Annotated in this window: 14 protein-coding genes; 6 read left to right on the top strand and 8 right to left on the bottom strand. The window is 46.9% G+C overall.

The window, feature by feature from the left end:
* Nucleotides 1-4 precede the first annotated feature (4 nt).
* The 6 genes from RIF36_RS04960 to RIF36_RS04985 form a co-directional block, all read right to left on the bottom strand.
* Complete coding sequence (locus RIF36_RS04960; RefSeq protein WP_350076221.1) at nucleotides 5-1,078, bottom strand: alanine racemase; 1,074 nt, start codon at nucleotides 1,076-1,078, stop codon at nucleotides 5-7.
* Between the two features lie 75 nt (nucleotides 1,079-1,153).
* On the bottom strand, nucleotides 1,154-1,603 hold the full coding sequence (locus RIF36_RS04965; protein WP_350121559.1) for a GNAT family N-acetyltransferase: 450 nt from the start codon (nucleotides 1,601-1,603) through the stop codon (nucleotides 1,154-1,156).
* On the bottom strand, nucleotides 1,590-3,041 hold the full coding sequence (locus RIF36_RS04970; RefSeq protein ID WP_350121561.1) for a sodium:solute symporter family protein: 1,452 nt from the start codon (nucleotides 3,039-3,041) through the stop codon (nucleotides 1,590-1,592). The genes RIF36_RS04965 and RIF36_RS04970 overlap by 14 nt, the downstream gene beginning before the upstream one ends.
* Before the next feature lie 22 nt (nucleotides 3,042-3,063).
* Nucleotides 3,064-3,924 (bottom strand): universal stress protein, encoded by an 861-nt coding sequence (locus RIF36_RS04975; protein ID WP_350121563.1) that lies wholly within the window; start codon nucleotides 3,922-3,924, stop codon nucleotides 3,064-3,066.
* A gap of 15 nt (nucleotides 3,925-3,939) precedes the next feature.
* Nucleotides 3,940-4,326: an arsenate reductase family protein gene (locus RIF36_RS04980; RefSeq protein ID WP_151998213.1), complete on the bottom strand. Its 387-nt coding sequence runs from the start codon at nucleotides 4,324-4,326 to the stop codon at nucleotides 3,940-3,942.
* Nucleotides 4,323-4,889, bottom strand: a complete 567-nt coding sequence (locus tag RIF36_RS04985) for a Dps family protein (RefSeq protein ID WP_350121565.1) — start codon at nucleotides 4,887-4,889, stop codon at nucleotides 4,323-4,325. Before RIF36_RS04985 ends, RIF36_RS04980 begins: the two co-directional genes overlap by 4 nt.
* A 256-nt stretch (nucleotides 4,890-5,145) precedes the next feature.
* Between RIF36_RS04985 and RIF36_RS04990 the strand changes: the two genes are divergently transcribed.
* The 6 genes from RIF36_RS04990 (at nucleotide 5,146) to RIF36_RS05015 (ending at nucleotide 12,869) form a co-directional block, all read left to right on the top strand.
* Nucleotides 5,146-5,676 carry a helix-turn-helix transcriptional regulator gene (locus RIF36_RS04990; protein WP_151998212.1) on the top strand — a complete coding sequence of 177 codons (531 nt, stop codon included), beginning with the start codon at nucleotides 5,146-5,148 and terminating at the stop codon, nucleotides 5,674-5,676.
* 119 nt (nucleotides 5,677-5,795) lie between these two features.
* Nucleotides 5,796-8,183, top strand: a complete 2,388-nt coding sequence (locus RIF36_RS04995; protein WP_350121567.1) for an ABC transporter permease — start codon at nucleotides 5,796-5,798, stop codon at nucleotides 8,181-8,183.
* Nucleotides 8,184-8,576: 393 nt separating this feature from the next.
* Complete coding sequence (locus tag RIF36_RS05000) at nucleotides 8,577-10,700, top strand: ferredoxin-like domain-containing protein (protein WP_350121569.1); 2,124 nt, start codon at nucleotides 8,577-8,579, stop codon at nucleotides 10,698-10,700.
* Nucleotides 10,701-10,721: 21 nt separating this feature from the next.
* On the top strand, nucleotides 10,722-11,504 hold the full coding sequence (gene cobA, locus RIF36_RS05005; protein ID WP_350121571.1) for a uroporphyrinogen-III C-methyltransferase: 783 nt from the start codon (nucleotides 10,722-10,724) through the stop codon (nucleotides 11,502-11,504).
* Nucleotides 11,501-12,094 (top strand): precorrin-2 dehydrogenase/sirohydrochlorin ferrochelatase family protein, encoded by a 594-nt coding sequence (locus RIF36_RS05010; RefSeq protein ID WP_350121573.1) that lies wholly within the window; start codon nucleotides 11,501-11,503, stop codon nucleotides 12,092-12,094. The genes cobA and RIF36_RS05010 overlap by 4 nt, the downstream gene beginning before the upstream one ends.
* A gap of 397 nt (nucleotides 12,095-12,491) precedes the next feature.
* Nucleotides 12,492-12,869, top strand: a complete 378-nt coding sequence (locus RIF36_RS05015; protein ID WP_350076204.1) for a GxxExxY protein — start codon at nucleotides 12,492-12,494, stop codon at nucleotides 12,867-12,869.
* 192 nt (nucleotides 12,870-13,061) lie between these two features.
* Here the strand turns inward: RIF36_RS05015 and RIF36_RS05020 are convergent, their stop codons facing one another.
* Together RIF36_RS05020 and RIF36_RS05025 are read right to left on the bottom strand one after the other, a co-directional pair.
* The gene (locus RIF36_RS05020; protein WP_350121575.1) at nucleotides 13,062-15,686 is read right to left on the bottom strand and encodes a DUF5916 domain-containing protein; all 2,625 of its coding nucleotides are present in this window, start codon (nucleotides 15,684-15,686) and stop codon (nucleotides 13,062-13,064) included.
* Nucleotides 15,687-15,886: 200 nt separating this feature from the next.
* A complete protein-coding gene (locus RIF36_RS05025; RefSeq protein ID WP_350121577.1) occupies nucleotides 15,887-18,271 on the bottom strand; it encodes an ABC transporter permease in 2,385 nt (794 codons plus the stop codon).
* Nucleotides 18,272-18,368 lie beyond the last annotated feature (97 nt).

Consider the following 18,368-nt stretch of genomic DNA (forward strand, 5'->3'; position numbering starts at 1 on the left):
AAGGTTACTCAACCACGTATTTTTCAATGTAGTCGGAGTTGAGCACGCCCAGCACGCCCATGTACTTCATCTGAAAAGTCACTATGTCTCCCACCTGATAATTCCGGTCGGAATTCCCCAAATCAAGCACCAGCATGTCTGAGCTTGCTCCTATCACGGTAACGCCTTTTTCTTCTGGTATCATAAAATCGGGCGCAATCTCCAGCAGGCCAATATCAACTATCGCCCTGTAAGACGTCTTACCTATGTCTTCCTTCCTAATTTCAAAAACTTCGCCCGATGGGTTCTCTGCCAGCTCGCCCTCAGGGGTTTTTGGCTTTTGTGTGAGTTCTATAATCTGTGTGTAGAGCTTGAAAACGTCCGTTTGCATGCCTTCCACTGTGCCGCCTGTGAACAAATCGGCTCCGAAATACAGCGTCTCACCAATTCTAAAGTGGTTAACTCCTTTTGGTAGCAGATTTCGTTGCAGCAAAGGAAAAGTAACAGAAGTTCCCCCTGACACCCACGGAATCTTCTTGTTGAACTTGGTTTCCACCAGCTCTTTGTACAAGCTTAGCTGAACCAGCTTATCAGGAGACGGCATCACACCGTTCAGGCAATTGAGGTTGGTGCCCAGTCCGACAATTTCAAGGTTAGGCAGCTCAAATACCTGCTCATAAAACTCCAGCAGGTGATCGCCCACAACGCCCTCTCTCAGGTCGCCCATCTCAATCATAATAATCACCTTGTGCACTTTACCCTGCCTCATTGCCTCTTTTGACAATAGCTGCATGGTGGCGTACTCAGTATTGAAGCTAACGTCAGCATATTTGACAATCTTCAATATGTTTTTTTTTGCTGGGGGTTTTATATAAACAGTTTGGACATCGGGATTAATGGATTTCACCACCTTCAGGTTACCTATTCTGGAGTCGTGAATCTCCCTCGTACCCAGCTTAATCAGTTCTTCTATGAAAGTTTTGTTGCCGCAGAGCAACTTGGATACAACTCCCCACTCAATATCGTTCTGTTCAAACTTCGCATTGAGGAAGTCGTAATTGTGTTTGAGCTTGGTTCTGTTGAGTGTAATATAAGCCATCTTAAAATGATAAATCCACTGAGTATAACTCAGCAGACGGGTTGGTGTTGTTCAAATTTAACTAAAATAGGAGGTTCAGCTTTTCACCAACCTCATTTCCAGGTATTTATTGGTAAAGCCTAGCTTCCTGTACAAGTGTACGGCAGGATTTTCCGGTTCTACATGTAAGGCAATGTTTCCGTCAGCGGAATCAATGGCCTTCTGCATGAGCTGCTTACCAATGCCTTGCCCACGGTAATCTTTGTGCATGGCAATGTATACAAGGATGTTCTCGGGTATGTAACCTTCCATGCCGGTTCGGTTTACCACCACAGTCCCAACTATCCTATCTTTCTCATTGTCGTGAGCTACCAGCGCAAATCCGCCTGGCTTCAGGTTATCGTCAAGCGCATAGTCAATGCATTTCAGAATATCCTCTTTTTCATCTCCAAATTCATCCAGGTGCTTGTGCAGAAATGCCGCAATTAGCATGCGTTGGTTCATGCCAACAGTGAGGCCAGGTGTGAGAAGTTCATAGCTTATCATGAGCGTAGGTTTTTTTAGTAGTAACTGAATTTAATATGACAAAAATGGCTGCTGAAGCCGAAATGCCGAACACATTCGGATCTAGCTGAAGAGGAAGATCAATAGGCGCAATGCTTAAACCGACCGTAGTAGCGCCACCAACCAGCATCGACCAAAAGGCTGCCGTGCTGGAAACTTTGGCACCAAATAGCGCTGCCACCAGCGGAACCAACAGTCCTGAAACTAAAAACGCATAAGAGTAAAGCATAAGTTCAAGCACGTTCTCCATAGTGCTGGCAAGGATGAGCGCCGCAACACCCACGCCCAGCGTAATCAACTGCGACATCCGCAGTGTTGACTTCGAAGTAGCCTCTGAGGTCGATTTAACTCCCAGGATATCGGTAACAATATTACCCGAGGCAGCCATCAAACAACTGTCGGCCGTTGACAAAATAGCCGAGAAATAGGCTGACATCATCAAGCCAAGTAAACCCACCGGCAGAATGTCTCTTAGGAGTAAAGGCAACCCAATTTCTTCGTCCATGGTTCCTGCGCCTGCATAACCTAAGGCATCAAACATCCCTTGCTCCGCCGCCACTCTGGCGAAAAGGCCCAAAACAACGCCCATGATTGCCATAATCGGCCACTCGAAAAGACCTGCAATAAACCAGGCCTTTTGGGCCTCCTTAGGCCCTTTGCAAGCATATATCCTTTGGTACAAAGTCATCCCGACAAACCAAATGGGGATGATGGTCACAGCCCAGTTCACCAGCATTTGCCAGGTAAGGTTGTCCCAGCGCAGGAACTCGGGTGGAAGGGTTTGAACAATGGCGTCATATCCTCCAATGGCGTGATAACCCATCGGAATACCGATGAAGATCAAACCGGCCATGAGAATAATCCACTGAACAGTATCAGTGTAGATCACTGCCTTCAAGCCGCCCATGACAGTGTATACCACTGCTATTACCCCCATAACGAACAGTGCAGTCATGAGATCAAGGTCAACAAACGTGGCCGAGGCGAGTTTAGCACCAGCCAACATTTGAGAACTCGTAAAACCGAGATACCCTATGGCAGAAATGATGCCTGCCAGCAAAGCAACCTTTTTGTTGTAGAAAAGTCCGAAAATCTGTGGAAAGGTATAAAGTCCCTCAAGCTTCGACATTTTGCTTACCTTGGGAATAAGTACCACAGCTGAAAGCCAGGCACCAATCAGGCCCGTGAACAGCATCCACGATCCTGAAATTCCCATTGTGAAGCCAAGACCACCCAGCCCAATAGAAAAGCCACCGCCAACATCGGTAGCCACCACGCTAAGGCCCACGTGCATGCTGCCCATGGACCGCCCTCCTACGTAATAGTCGTCGTCACTTTTGTTTTGCCTGAGGAAGAAGAAACCTATCCCCAGCATGATTACCATGTAAATAAAGAAAATGAGTATGTCCAGCCAATGCATTAAGTAGAATCCCTCGCTTTGTTTAATTCATCGAAACATTAACAGCCAAAACGGCTGGTGACGGCGCTTTCACAACATCTTCGGTGATGCTCCCAAATAAAAAGCGTTCAAGGCCAGTCTTATCGTAGGTCTTCATCATGATGAGATCGGCATCTACCTGCTCGCTAAATTCAACAATGGCTTCGACTTCCTTATCATGGTGTGTGGCATTGACAAAGAACTTCTCAAACCCAAGTTCAAGCGCTACTTTTTGCATTTTTGACTTTATTTCCTCCTCATCTATTAAATCTGTGTGCACTACGTTGAGCAAGTGAACAGTGGAGTTAAATGAGTCAACCCAGTGACTGATGAAGTCGGCCTCAGTAGGAAGAAATCGGCTGACATCTGTGGGTAGCACAATATTTTTGAACGATTCGGGAAGCACAGAACCCTCCAGCGCCAGCACTGGCACATTGGTATGCCTGATAATTCGCTGAACGACTGAGCCCGTCAAAGGATTACTTCCTTTGAAAGCCTCTTTATGTATCACCAACAACGACGGATCATAATCGTGCATGAATTCTTTGATTCCTGCCTCGGGCGACTCTTCAATCTGATGAAAATGAATATCTCTGTGCAAGGCATTCATCTCTTCCAATACCCTCAAAAATTCATCCATTCCTTCAAATTTCAGCTCCGTTTTCACCACCTGAGGAAATGCCGCTCCATACCCTGCCATCAAGCCCACGTTCGGCAGAAAAGCAGCGCTTTCAATCGGTTTGAATTGTATGACTTCTATTCGCATCCCCAAAGTTTTACCGATCCTGAGGGCAGCTTTCAATGCCATTTTTGATTCAGCCTGAAAATCAAACGGCACCATTATATAATTTTCTTTCCTTTGCATGGATTGTTTTTTACGTTACAGATTACTCTTTACTGACGGTGAAAACAGCTGATCAATTGCCTCCAGATCCCCATAGTCCCCGATGTATTTGACACGTTCAGAAGTCACCACAATCGGCGTCTTGAGTAATTCCGGATTCTTGTTGATTAACTTTAAAGTACCTTCCGTGTCAGAAATTTTGTACCCCTCAATAATCCTGGGGTCGATAAGGTCGCAAACATCCACCGTCATATCAGAGGCAAGGCTTGCAAAATGGGTCGACGTGAGTTTTTCCGCATCAATGTCTATTTTTTTTAGCTTGACATTAAGCGCCTCTGCCCTTGCCAGTAGCTTCCTGTCTCGCACCTTTGCACGGCTGTAAATGAAAATAGCTACCCTTGAGTGAGTTTGTAAGCTACTCATTTAACCTCCCATTTTTCGTTCAACCATGCACTAAGCATCCAGTGGTGCTTTTCCAACCCCTGAATATAGCTAGTGAGCATATCCTCCGTTCCGGTGTCATCACTTTCCTGAGCGGTGTGCACCACACTGTGCATGTCGGAAAGCAGGATTCTTATGTCGAGCAAAACTTCCACTACCATTTCCCTGGCCGGAAGCTCCTTCCTGATTTCTTTGATTTCGGCATTTTCGATATACTCACCCATCGTACTCATGGGCATTTGACCAAAAACCCGAATCCGCTCGGCTATGTCGTCAATGTGCCCTCTTGCCTCATCGTACAACTCTTCAAACTTCTCATGCAGCCGAAAGAAATCGTTTCCTTTCACATTCCAATGGAAGTTCCTTAGCTTCTGGTAATGCACTGAGTAATTGGCCAATAGCTGGTTAAGACCTTGGGTGATCTCTATAGTGTCGAGGGCAGAAAACCCTAGCTTCTTAAAGTCCTTCTTTTTCGAATTAGTATTCCTGGTTTTCTCTGTAGTAGTCATGGCGTCTTCTTTTAAGTCAGAAATAATTTTAATCATCCTACCGGTTGCTTTATATCGCATGCCCGACACGGCGCTCGTGGCCGACTATATCGCTAAGGAAAAAATTGACTAGAAGAAGTGTTAATAGGATTGATATATCGATTAATTTGATGTTTTGTAAAATTCATAACACTAATATTAACGACTGTTAATAGAAAATGTTTAATTTTTTTACATAAATTTACCCAAAAGTACACAATTGTTGTGAAAAACAACGAGGCCATTGATCTAAATGTGAATATTTTTTACAAAAATGAAGTTTTTCGCTGACAACCTGAAATTTTTACGAAAGAAAGCTGGGCTGAGCCAGGAGCAGCTCGGTGAAAGGATTGCCCTCAACAGGGGTAATATTGCCAGTTACGAAAAAGGAACCGCAGAGCCCCGACTTGAGAATGTCCTCAAAATTGTAAAATTATTTAACATTGAGCTCTCGGACCTCCTTGAAAAAGACTTGTCGAACTCAGCGGCGATCCAGGAGGAATTAGAAAAAATGGGCTTACCCAACGAAGCTGCACCCATTCCGGCGGAGGAAGCAACAGCTCACCTGAAAGCAGAACTCATCGACAACAGGGCGAGGCTGGAGCGTTTTATGAGCCAGTCCGATGACATGCAGAAAATACTTGAGGGGTTCAGGCAGTTTCACAAATTCAAAATGTCGAAATCAAGTGACATCTCCCGTGACGTTAAAAACATTGCCGACGATTATGAAAACTTGCTGGAGGTAATGGATGCACTGCTACTATCACATAAAGAGCTGATCAAATTTCTCGACGAGTCAAAATAATGTACGGGCTGTTTCATTTTGAAACAGGCCTGCGTGTCTCAATAATACACAATCAATTGACTTTCAGTCATTTATAAAAATGGCATTCCCTTGGCCTTACAACTTGACAAAGAAATGCTATGATCAAAAACTACCTTTTGATTGCTTACCGCAACCTTGTCAGGAACAAAACTTTCTCACTGCTAAACATTATTGGATTGGCTGTTGGCATCACAGCCGCCATCACCATTGGGGCATTTATTATTGGTGAGCTCAAAGTTGATGCGTTTCAGCAGGAGGCCAGCAATACCTATTTGTTGTATTGGAATGAGGATTTGAAGGGTGAAGGCAGCAGAAACGTGGGCCTGACCACCAGACAAGACGCTGAATTACTCAAAGGCCAACTTGCTTCCGTCAGCGATGTCATCAATGTCCGCAACATCCGGTCTTCAGTCCAAATCGGCGACCAAAAGTACTCCAGCGATGTGCTTATGGCAGAAAAGCACTTCTTTCAGTTTTTTGATTTTGAGCTCCTCAAAGGCGACCCCAACACAGCGCTCAGCGATCCATCGTCTGTCATTATAACAGAAACGCTTGCAAGCAAATATTTCGGCAGCACTGACCCCATTGGCCAAACGCTTCGCTTAACCGGTGACTTTGAAGTGCCATTGAAAGTCACTGGCATCATCAAGGACTACCCCGACAGTCACATGAAAATCAGTGCAATAGTGCCCTGGGAAATCAAAACCACCGACGGGCAACTTATTTCACAATGGTACAAGCTGTCAGTTTACACCTATATCAAGAGTACTCTATCAGCCGACACGAGAACGCTCGAAAAGCAAATTGAAGGTGTGTACGCCAAAGCCGACTACCAGCTAGTGAAGGATCACCCAAGGCTAATCTCTGTTGCCGACATTTACCTCCAGGCAGGCAATTTCGATTTCATGGATGGCTTCCAGTTTGGCAGCCCATCCACTATAAAAACACTTGGTGTAATTGGGCTGCTAACTCTTTTGATGGCCTGCATCAATTTTGTCAACGCCTCCACGGCACAGTCGATGAAAAGAGCCAAGGAGGTAGGTGTTAGAAAAAGCATGGGTGCGTCATCGGCCCAGCTAAGGTGGCAGTTCTTGTTTGAGGCAGTCATAATCGTCTCGCTTGCGTGGGGAATGGGTGCCACCCTTTCCGACATCGGCAAGCCTCTTTTTGCAGAACTAACCGGTAGAAGCATCTACATCAGCATTTGGCAGGAACAAAGTGGCATTATCCTGCTAGTCTCAGTGTTTGTCTTTACAGCCCTGTTCTCGGGCTTGTACCCGTCGCTGGTGATGTCGTCGTGGAGTCCGGTGGAGTCGCTAAAAGGCAGGCTATTAAAAGGCAAAGGAAGTCGAACCTTCAGAGAGCTGCTTATTTCTTTCCAGTTTGTAGTAACGGTGTGCCTTATTGCCGGCTCACTCCTCATTTACAGACAAAATCAGTTTATGCTGAGCAAAGACCTTGGCTTTGACAAGGAGCAGGTGGTGGTGATGCGGGTCAGTCAAAACTCAGCGATCTTCAAACAGCAACAAGCATTTCTTCAGGAGCTGGCCACGGTGCCCAATGTAGTAACATCCTCAGCCGGCATGGACGCCCTTGGCGACGGTTACACCAACAACTCCTACTATGCGGTGCCTGAAGGTGGCACTGTCAACGAAAGCGGTGTAATGTCCACCTACTTTACGGTTGACGATAAATTCAGCGACGTGTACAATATCGGCGTTACATCGGGAAGGTTTCTTGACACAAAATTCGCCTCCGACAGCACTGGTGTGGTGATCAACGAAACCCTCGCAGAAGGCCTCGGCTACGACGACCCCGTGGGCCGTACTGTTAAGATATGGGGCGACGACAGCCAGCCGCTCCACATTGTTGGTGTGTTAAAAGACTTTCATTTTCAGTCGCTTCACAAACAAGTGCAACCTGCACTATGTATTCTCAACCGCATGAACGGCTGGAACATTGCCGTACGACTCAGCGGAAACGACTACTCCACGACGCTTGACGCTATCAGGGGAAAGTGGGAAAACATGGAATCAGAAGCGGCATTTAATTATACCTTTCTTGACGATGAATTTGCCCGCTTTTACAACGAAGAGAAGCGCCTCCTTGGTGCCATCAATTTCTTTTCCATACTGAGCATTCTGGTGGCCTGCATTGGCTTGTATGGACTCACCAGCTTCATGGTTCAGCAACGCACCAAGGAAATTGGCATCCGTAAGGTGCTTGGTGCCTCCATTTCCGGCATCCTCGTTTTGCTCAACAGAAGGCTGCTGGTGATACTTGGGTTGTCGGTTCTTGTTGCCACACCTATCACTTTTGCTGCCATCGATGCCTGGCTGTCAGCATTCGCTTACAAGGCCGGTATCAGTTGGTGGTCGTTTGGGGCAGCCGGGCTTCTGGTCGCAAGTGTCATTGTGCTGACCGTTTCTGTCATTAGCTTAAACGCAGCGAGGCGAAATCCCGTTAGAGTGCTCAGGTACGAGTAGCACATCCTGGCACCGTTGTGTACTATCTTGACGTCAGGCATATCCAAAAGCCAAAGAAACTTTTGAAAAAGTGCCTGAAAAGTGCCTGATTATTTGGATTGGGTAAAATTTATGACGCAATCTTTGGATTTATAAAATCCCAACTTTAGCATTGTATAAAATTTCAAAGTTAGTGATTTCGACTGCTACCCAATTTTTGATTAATGAGAAAGAGTTCGCCTCAAACAGGTGTGCTTGCTGGTTCTGGTGTTGTCCGGAAGCGGAAAGGCATTTAATTAGTGTGGTAGCAAATCGAAACAACGAGTAATAGCGCCATCCAAAACATAAATGAAAGCCTTTCCAGCTACCAAAGCGGAAAGGCTTTTTTGTTTTTTATCCCAAGAAAATTCAGCCATGCAAAGTTTCAGAAGTGAGTTAGAAGACATCAACAATCCGGTCATTGAGAAAGACATCATTGACCTGGCAGACAAAATTTCAAAATTCAGGAACCTGCAAATCGATGACGACAAGTTCCGCAGCGTGCGCCTTGCCCGGGGGGTGTACGGTCAGCGACAGCCTGGTGTACAAATGGTCAGGATCAAGCTGCCCTACGGCAGAATCACCACCAAGCAATTGGTGCACATAGCTAACTTGTCGGATGAGTTCGCCAGCAGCACCCTGCACGCCACTACCCGCCAGGATATCCAGATTCACTACGTGAGCCTCGACAGGACGCCGGAGCTGTGGGCCAAGCTGGAAAAGGAAAAGATTACCCTTAGGGAAGCCTGCGGCAACACGGTAAGAAATGTAACAGGTTCGGCCAAGGCGGGCATTGACCCCAACGAGCCATTTGATATCACGCCGTATGCTCAGGCCACATTCGAGTATTTTCTGCGCAATCCTATCTGTCAGGAAATGGGCAGGAAGTTTAAGATTTCCTTCTCCTCTTCAGATGAGGATTCCGCCTTCTCTTTCATCCACGACATTGGGTTCATTGCCAAAGTGAAGCAGGTAAACGGAAAAGAGGTTAGAGGTTTTAAAGTGGTTGTCGGAGGTGGTCTTGGTGCGCAGCCCATGTTGGCCCAGGTGGCATATGAGTTTATGGAAGAAGATCAAATCATTCCATTTGCCGAGTCGGTGTTGCGGGTTTTTGACAGGTATGGCGAAAGGGCTCGCCGTCAAAAGGCACGCATGAAGTTTTTGATGGCTGAAATTGGGTTGCAGGGTTTACTCGATCTCGCTAAAGCGGAGTATCCGGCACTTAAACACAAGACGTACAAAATCGACACAAATTCGGTACAGCAGCCCGAACCACAACCGAAGGGAAAGGTGTATCAGGAAGTAAGCATCGACAATGAGGCACGGTACCAACTATGGCTGCAGACCAATGTGTTCCCGCAAAAACAAAAAGGTTTTTTCGCCATTGGGCTTAAAACCCAGCTGGGCAACCTGAGTTCCGACAAAGCGAGGGCACTGTCCGAAGTAGTGCGTGAATTTGCAGCTGATGAATTAAGGATCACCGTTACGCAAGGCTTTATCTTAAAATTCGTGAGGGAAGAGGCGCTCCGGGGTCTTTACGTGGCATTAGACAAGCTGGGGCTGGCCAATCCCGGTTTCGAATCGACTGCTGACGTGGCTGCCTGCCCAGGCACCGACACTTGTAACCTGGGAATTTCCAGCAGCTATGGCATTGCTGTAGAGTTGGAAAGAGTGATGACGGAAGAATTTCCCGACCTGGTAAAAAACAGTGACATCAGCATTAAAATCAGCGGCTGCCCCAACTCTTGCGGGCAACATGGCATTGCCGGTATTGGCTTCCACGGCAGCTCTCAGAAAAAAGACGGGCTGGTACTCCCTGCTCTGCAAGTGCTCCTCGGTGGTGGAGTTGACGCCGACGGCAATGGCCGTATTGCTAACAAAGTGATCAAGATCCCTAGCAAAAGAGGCCCGGAAGCGCTAAGGGTCTTGCTCGCTGACTATGACGAGCATGGCAACGATGGCGAGTACTACAAAGACTATTTTGCCAGACAGGGAGACAGGTATTTCTATACCTTGCTGAAGCCTCTTACTTCTCTGGACGATCTCTCAGACTCTGATTTTGTGGACTGGGGCGAAGAACAAAATTTCAAGGTGGAAACAGCCGTGGGTGAATGTGCCGGTGTGATCATTGACCTGGTGGCTACGCTGTTTTATGACTCTGAAGAAAAGTTGGATTGGGCGAATGAAGCCTTTGCGGAGGGCCGTTGGGCCGACTCGCTTTATCATAGCTACAATGTGTTTGTCACTTCAGCCAAGGCGCTGTTGCTTTCCGAAGATGTGAAAAACAACACGCAGATAGCGATCATCAGAGATTTTGACAGAATTTTTGTTGAAAAAGGTGAGTTCTCCTTCCCGGAAGGCAGCTTCGAAGCACATATCACCAAAATAAGTAGTAACGAACCGACGGAAGCGTTCGCCAGCACATTTAAAGAGGAAGCAGCTGCGTTTATCGAAAAGGTGAAAGCCATCCGTACCAAGCAGCTTATTACCTCCAACTAATTATTCAATCAGCGTCCGACAATGAATACACAAGTAAAAAACTTACCAAAAGTCTCGCTGGTTGGCGCCGGACCGGGCGATCCTGACCTAATTACGCTGAAAGCAGTAAAGACTTTGCAATCAGCTGATGCGGTGCTTTACGACGCTCTGGTTAACGAGGAGTTGCTCGACTATGCCCCTGCGTCGGCCGTCAGGCTTTTTGTAGGCAAAAGAGCTGGCAGACATAGCTACAAGCAGGAGGAAATCAATAAGCTGATTGTGGAGCATGCCTATAACTACGGGCATGTGGTACGCCTGAAAGGCGGCGATCCTTTCATTTTTGGTCGTGGGCAGGAAGAAATGGATTACGTGAAAAGTTTTGGGATTGATGTGGAAGTAATTCCTGGCATCAGCAGTTCACATGCTGTTCCAGCCATTAACAATATACCATTAACCGCCCGGGGTATGAGCGATAGCTTTTGGGTGATTACTGGTACCACCAGCGGCGGCAAAGTATCGAACGATCTCTATTATGCCGCCCAGTCAAATGCAACTGTTATCATCCTGATGGGCATGAACAAGCTGAAGGAGATTATGAGGATCTTTTCCCGGTTTCAAAAAGACGAAACGCCTGTCGCTATTATCCAGAATGGCAGCCTGCCCAATCAAAAAATGGGAATCGGCACTGTGTCGAGCATTACCTCTATTGCACGGGAGAAGAGACTCGGCAGCCCTGCCATCATTGTTATTGGCGAAGTGGTAAAAGTTGCGCAGAAAGAAGAATTCATGGCAACGATACTCGAGCAACTGGAAAAGAAGGCATGAGCCAAAATACGCTCTTTCCGGTTTTTCTGAAGCTCGAGAACTTCAACACGCTGCTTGTGGGCGGCGGCAATGTTGGGCTCGAAAAGCTTACCGCTTTGCTGGTCAACAATCCATTGGCCAATGTAACCGTAGTAGCTGATCGCTTTTTAGAGGAAACTGAAAAGCTGGCAAAAAGCTCTCCGAATGTAGTCCTCACTTACAGAAAATTTGAGTTTGGCGACCTCGCCAACAAGCAACTGGTGATACTTGCTACCGACAATTTTGAGCTCCACAAAGAAGTCAAGCTCAAAACAACTGAGCTGGGCATTCTAACGAACGTAGCCGACACTCCCGCACTGTGTGATTTTTACCTTGGCTCTATCGTTCGCAAAGGAGACTTGAAAATTGCCATATCCACGAACGGTAAGTCCCCCACCCTGGCCAAGCGCATGCGCCAGTACCTTGAGGAGGCCATCCCTGACAGCATGCAGTCACTATTGGATAATATGAAAACCTTCAGGGACAAACTCAAAGGAGATTTCTCAACTAAACTGGAGGTGCTCAACGACCTCACCTCTTCCATGATAGAAAAAGAGAAGAAAGATAATTAAGAACCCTTCACGCTTAACACACCTCTTCAAAGTTGGAAGGGAGGAATAGGTAAGGAGATAGGACTCGCTTCTGTGAGTCCTTTTCTTTTTTGTGGCGACCACATTCAGGACTCTCAATGACAGTTTTGTCTGGTCTCAAAGGGAGATACTATGCCACTTCTCTGCGCCTTAGCGTCTTTGCGTGATCTCTTAAAAAGGTAGAAATAGTCACGCAAAGGCGCAAGTCTGATAAATCAGACCGCAAAGGTCTGGAAGTTCCTTCTTTACGCCTTTGCGATCCCCCGGAAATTTGCATGAGTGTATTATTCGCCCAGGCTATTAAGCCTTGGGCTTATTCTTACCGTTTCATTTGTTATATTTTAGAATACATTCTTTCCAACCATTAACTAAGAACGCTATGTCGGAAAACGACCTATCAAAAATCATTGTCAACACCTGCTTTACAGTTCACCGTGGGATGGGCCCGGGGCTTTTTGAGTCTGTTTACGAAGAGATTCTTTGCTATGAGCTAAAAAAAGCCGGATTGAGCATCGAAAGACAAAAGGGTATTCCAGTTTATTGGGATAGTCTGAAAATGGATATCGGCTTCAAAGCTGATATCATCGTCGAGAGGAAAGTAATTTTAGAGCTGAAGTCGGTGGAGGAAATAAGTAGAGTTCACCAAAAACAACTACTGACTTACTTGAGACTTACAAACATGAAGTTGGGTTTGCTTGTCAATTTCAATGAAGAACTTATCAAAAATGGGATTCAGAGAATTGTCAACGGGCTTTAATGCTCTTGCCAGAGGAAGTCTAAATTGATTAATCACACATAAGCAACTCTTGACACTCATAACCAAAGCCAATTAAATCTTTCTTTGCGCCTTAGCGTCTTTGCGTGACTTAAAAAAAATGATCACGCAAAGGCGCAGGTCTGAAACATCAGACCGCAAAGCTTGCTTCCTTTTGGTGAATTTTCTTCTTCCCTACAAAACGAACCTATAGGTAAATTTGAAAAGGAAAATATTGTGACCCTTTTCCTCAAAGTCAAAAGAGTATTTGTCGTGACCTGGAACCGAATCATAAAATGCCCCGTTTCTTTCTCTCGTCCAGACAACAAACAACGTGGAGCCAGGGATGTATTCCCAACGGACAACCATATTGGATCGAAATTGACCAAAATTGAAGTCAGGTTTCCCGAAGGAGTAATCGGAGGCCCCGTCATTGTTCTCATCCACAAAATACCGGTCATTGCTCAGTGAAACGCTACTGGCCGGGAGTGAGATGTAACGCTGGGCATATTCTGCCGCACTGGCGTCAGTAATCGATTTGAATTCGCTGTATTTACCCGAGGTACCGAAGGGCTGTCCGTAGTATTGCACCGAAAGATTCGGTGTGATCATGTAGGTAGCTCTGAAGACGACCCTGGCGGTCGTTTGATCAATTGTGCCTACTATATACCTGTTCTCGCCTTCTGCGGTAGGAGACGACACATATTGCAACTGGTTCTCGCTGGCCTCGAAAGTAGGAGAAACGGAGATATTCAAGGCATTAGTTGGCCTCAGCGTAAAGTCCAGATAAACACCGGCATATCGCCTGTAATTTTCTTTCCCTATTTCAAATTCCGGGTTTATGTTGACATGGAATTTTTTTCTGGGATCAGTGCCTGTGTATGCCCAGAAATTAAACATGCCAGGATAAGCAATGGTTGGGCCGCCACGTAAATCAGCATTCGATGCACTTCGAACCCTGTAGGTAACACCTCCGCCAGACTGCCAAAAATTTTTGAACTCAGCATGAGCATTCACGTTATACCCTTCGTTCAAGCTTCTCCAGCCAAAATCATACTCCCGCCACTGATTGACATTGTAGCGCTGCCAACGGGTGATACCTTTGGGCTGCAGTATACGGTATTGCATCCAAAACCACTGTGATATATTGTCGGTTTGCGCCAGGTAGCCTATGTCGTTTAGCTCGAACCCGGGAGACTGCCAAACCAAACCCAGATCACTGACCAGGTTGCCACTTTTCTTTCCAACAATCACTTCACCACCAGTGCCACTCAACGAGGTGCGTGTTGGGTCGTACTCAGTGTGATCGTTATCGGGCCGCTGAAAATATCGCTCCGACGACAGTTGTGTGTTGGAAATGGCCTCCATGCCCCCCTGCACATGACTCATCATCACCTTACTGCTCACATAATATTTTCGTTCACTCCAGTTATGCAGAAAATCGACGCCAGCCGAGTAGGCAGCTTTGTGGAGCCAATCCAGCTGTTGGTCTTTAATATTGCGGTTTACTCCGGTGACAATACCTCCAAGTATCGTATTACCCTTGTTGATATCCTGTTGTCCACGGGCGACAAAGTAGTTGGTAAAAGGCTCTACCGCCTCTTTTCTGGTGCTGCCCAGACTATCGATTTCCGCATACTCTTTTGAGGTAGCGCTTTCAAGGATTCCCCAGGAAAATCCTTTCTTATTCTTGCCCGTGAGTTTGGCGGCACCAAGAATAGTCGTTCGATTATTGGGTTTCACATACTCATTCACCGTGTCATCTCCCGAAGCATCGGTATCCACGCCTCCCTGGGGTTGGCGACCGATGCGGCGTGAGTAGAACAGGATGTTGTCGTCGTTTTGCGACACTGGAAAGTTGAGTGTGTTGTTACCCTCAGTAAAGAAGGGCCTGCGTTCCTGAAAGAAAAGCTCGAAGGCGCTTAGATTGACCTGAGAAGGATCCGCCTCCACCTGTCCAAAATCGGGGTTGACTGTCAGGTCAAGGGTGATGTCGCTGGTAATCCCAATTTTTGCGTCAAGGCCCACGTCTGCGCCAGCACTGCGGCCAGTTGCGTAAGGATTGCCATCCTCCTTTTCAAAGCGTTCCATTTTGGTTACAACATAGGGCTGAATCTCCAGCTGCTTCTGTGGCTTTACCCCTTTGATTCCTGTCATTTCACCCATCAAGTGAACGTAACCGCCGGCATCCGGAGGGATATACTGCCACTGCGAGCGTTCCTGGTTACGAAAGAAAAGGCGCTGCACCTGAATGCCCCAGGTTAACTCTGGTTTTTCAGCGAACCGGAGCTGGCTTAGCGGAATTCTTATTTCTGCAACCCACCCTTCTTCATCAATGCTTGTTTTGAGGTACCAAATAGGATCCCAGCTATCGTCCCAGTTGTCGCCGTTGTTCGAAATATACTCATCGCCCTTTACCCCTGAGACAGAGGAGGTGAATGAAAATGCTGTCCTTTTGTCGAAGTAACTATCGATGTTGATTTCCACCCAGTCTCCATCGAAGCCGTCCCGCCGTGACATCCGTTTCACTATTTTATCTGGTTCGGGATCGTAGCACCTGAAAGCAACATAGAGGTTTTTGGCGTCGTAGAGTATCTTAAATTTGGTCTGAACTGACGCTGGCTTGCCCTTATCAGGGTTCACCTGGCGAAAATCACCTCCAGCCCAATCAACCTCATCCCAAACAGGGTCGTCAATATATCCATCAATTTCAGGAGCAGCGCCGATAATATGCGCAGTGGTATATGACTTAGTAGAATCAACTTGGGCCTGGGTAAAAAAATGGCAGGCCATCAAAAAAATTAAAATGGTGTGTTTCATTGAGAGTGATGGGATTGCTACTGTATATCACTATCAAAGACACAAAACATTACAGCGGGCTCACAATTTCTTGAAGGCCACGGATTTGCAGGTGGCAAATAATCACGCAAAGGCGCTGGTCTGAGAGATCCGGCTGCAAAGAATTCTCTTCTCCATACGTCTCTGCGTGACACCCTTTCTTTAAATCATTCAGAAATCACCTACTCTGTTCGCAGTGATCCGGCCGGATTTCTTATAGCCGCCTTGATGGACTGATAGCTGACGGTCAAAACTGAAATGAGCACCGCTGCTCCCGTTGCAGCAATGAAGAACCACCACTTCAACTCAATGCGGTAAGCAAAGCCGTCGAGCCAGCCGTCCATTGAATACCAGGCAATGGGCACCGCAATCAGACAAGCCACTACCACCAGCTTCAAAAACTCCTGCGACAGCAAAAACACAATACCCTGCACAGAGGCGCCCAACACTTTTCTGATGCCAATCTCCTTCACTTTTTGCTCCGCCGTAAATGTTGACAGCCCGAACAACCCAAGACAGGCAATGAAAATCGACAGCCACGTAAAGTTCTGAATTAGCCCCGCAAACTCTTCGTCACTTTCGTATTGGCGACCGAATTCTTCGTCGAAGAATGTATATTCATAAGGGTGGGCTGGCAACATCGTTTTCCATGTGCTTTCCATGGCCGCCAGTACTTCTTTTGTCTGAGAAGCATCAATCTTCACAGAAAGCGTTGAGGTCGCATTGGGATTGTAGGGAATGATGATGGGTTCAATCTTATGACGCATACTGGCGAAGTGAAAGTTCTTCACCACGCCCACGACCGTTCTTTCAGCCGGCCCATACCCGATCTTTTTTCCTATTGGCTCTTCCCAGCCCAACGCAGCGGCGGCAGCTTCATTGATAATCAGGCTCTGCTGTTCGTCGGCAGGAAAGTCTTTCGAGTAATTTCTCCCTTTTACTATTTCCATACCCATAAGCGGAAAGTAGTCCTCGTTGACCGACATCACACTTACGATCCACACATCATCGGGGTCGCTTCCCTCCGGCCGTATGCCTCTGCGCCCAAAGCCCCGACCGGGCATGCTCGATGAATAGGCTGCTGATAAAACGCCTCTCTGCTGTAGCAGCTCGTTCTTCATTGCTTCAGCTTTCTGCTGAACGGTCTGATCGCTTAGGCTAAGCGTAATGACCTGTTCCTCCGAAAAGCCCTTGTCAATGCTTTTGATGTAGTTGAGCTGCCTGCCAACCACCACCGTTCCGATGATCATGGTGACTGAGGCTGTGAACTGAATGATCACCAGCGACCTGCGGAGCCAAACGCCACTTTTGCCCGTTTTAAAGTTTCCCCGAAGCACCTTGAGCGCCTGGAAGCCAGACAAGAAAAAGGCTGGGTAAAAGCCGGCAAGCACTCCTATGCCCAGTGTAATGCCTGCAATGCCAACTACAGTGGTCGCATCAGAAACGAGGTAAACCAACAGGTTACCAGGGATGCCAAAATCAAGGTAGGGAGAGAACAAACCAACGGCCAGCAAGGAAATCGCCATAGCGATCGTACACAGCAGTATTGCCTCACTCAGAAACTGAATCACCAGTTGGGGCTTGTAAGCACCGAGCACTTTGCGCATGCCCACTTCTTTGGCCCGATTGGCCGAGCGGGCTGTACTCAGGTTCATAAAGTTGAAGGTGGCGATCAGAATGACGAACAAGCCCACCATCAGCAGCGTGTACACATAATTGAGATCGGTTTTTTCGAAGTTGAAATTGTCAAACAGTATTCCTGTTGAGCTCAGATGCACGTCGCTGAGGGGTTGCAAAGTGACCGAAAAGTTCTCACCCACGTCATTCTTTCTAATCAGCGCCTCCATATCTGCTTCCGTAGCTTCCTCGCTGGCGCCAGGCTCAAGTACCGCATAAGTGGTAATAGCAATCGACCGCCAGGTACTCAGAAACTGCCTGGTAGAACTGTCGGCTTCAGTGGGCACAAGCGATGCCATGAGATCAAACTTCAAATGCGTGTTTGTTGGCAAGTCTTTGACAATGCCCACCACCTGCATATTGGTGGAGTTATCGATCTCGAAGGTTTTGCCCATCGGGTCTTCAATACCAAATACTTTTTTGGCGAAGCTCTCCGTTAAAACCGCTGTGTTGGGATTGAGCAACACTGTTTCTTTGTTACCAGCCAGCAGCTCCAGGTCAAATACATTGAAAATGGAGTTTTCTACATAAGCACAGTTCTCGGTGTAAAGTGGCACATCGCTGTACTCCACCAGGTTTCGGCCGCTGTAGCTAATCCGGGTAGTTTCTTTCACCTGACTGAGTTCTGTCTTCATGGCTGGGCCAATAGCAGGCATGGTAATACCTACCAGGTTGCTGCTGACTCCCAGCGCCTCATCAATTGTGAGCACACGATAGATGTTGTCCTTTTGGCTGTTCCAGTCGTCGAAACTGAGCTGATTTTTGGCGAAAAGAAAAATGAGAAGCGCACAAGTGAAGCCTACAATAAGGCCTCCAAGATTAATAACTGAGGTTTCCCTGCTTTTCAGGAGGTGCCTGAAAGCAAGTTTGAGGTAGTTTCCAATAAGCATAATTAGTCCTTTGTTTTGAGTTGTCCATGTTGCAATTCACTGACCTTTAGCAGGTTCAGTCATTCAATATAACGGTATTCGTTGTTGAGTTGAGTGA

It is taken from the genome of Imperialibacter sp. (assembly GCF_040222815.1).
Classification (GTDB): domain Bacteria; phylum Bacteroidota; class Bacteroidia; order Cytophagales; family Cyclobacteriaceae; genus Imperialibacter.

Excerpts from the sequence above, each read along its gene's own strand:
- RIF36_RS04960 (WP_350076221.1), bottom strand. The coding sequence starts at position 1,078 with ATGGCTTATATTACACTCAACAGAACCAAGCTCAAACACAATTACGAC.
- RIF36_RS04965 (WP_350121559.1), bottom strand. The coding sequence starts at position 1,603 with ATGATAAGCTATGAACTTCTCACACCTGGCCTCACTGTTGGCATGAAC.
- RIF36_RS04970 (WP_350121561.1), bottom strand. The coding sequence starts at position 3,041 with ATGCATTGGCTGGACATACTCATTTTCTTTATTTACATGGTAATCATG.
- RIF36_RS04975 (WP_350121563.1), bottom strand. The coding sequence starts at position 3,924 with ATGCAAAGGAAAGAAAATTATATAATGGTGCCGTTTGATTTTCAGGCT.
- RIF36_RS04980 (WP_151998213.1), bottom strand. The coding sequence starts at position 4,326 with ATGAGTAGCTTACAAACTCACTCAAGGGTAGCTATTTTCATTTACAGC.
- RIF36_RS04985 (WP_350121565.1), bottom strand. The coding sequence starts at position 4,889 with ATGATTAAAATTATTTCTGACTTAAAAGAAGACGCCATGACTACTACA.
- RIF36_RS04990 (WP_151998212.1), top strand. The coding sequence starts at position 5,146 with ATGAAGTTTTTCGCTGACAACCTGAAATTTTTACGAAAGAAAGCTGGG.
- RIF36_RS04995 (WP_350121567.1), top strand. The coding sequence starts at position 5,796 with ATGATCAAAAACTACCTTTTGATTGCTTACCGCAACCTTGTCAGGAAC.
- RIF36_RS05000 (WP_350121569.1), top strand. The coding sequence starts at position 8,577 with ATGCAAAGTTTCAGAAGTGAGTTAGAAGACATCAACAATCCGGTCATT.
- cobA (WP_350121571.1), top strand. The coding sequence starts at position 10,722 with ATGAATACACAAGTAAAAAACTTACCAAAAGTCTCGCTGGTTGGCGCC.
- RIF36_RS05010 (WP_350121573.1), top strand. The coding sequence starts at position 11,501 with ATGAGCCAAAATACGCTCTTTCCGGTTTTTCTGAAGCTCGAGAACTTC.
- RIF36_RS05015 (WP_350076204.1), top strand. The coding sequence starts at position 12,492 with ATGTCGGAAAACGACCTATCAAAAATCATTGTCAACACCTGCTTTACA.
- RIF36_RS05020 (WP_350121575.1), bottom strand. The coding sequence starts at position 15,686 with ATGAAACACACCATTTTAATTTTTTTGATGGCCTGCCATTTTTTTACC.
- RIF36_RS05025 (WP_350121577.1), bottom strand. The coding sequence starts at position 18,271 with ATGCTTATTGGAAACTACCTCAAACTTGCTTTCAGGCACCTCCTGAAA.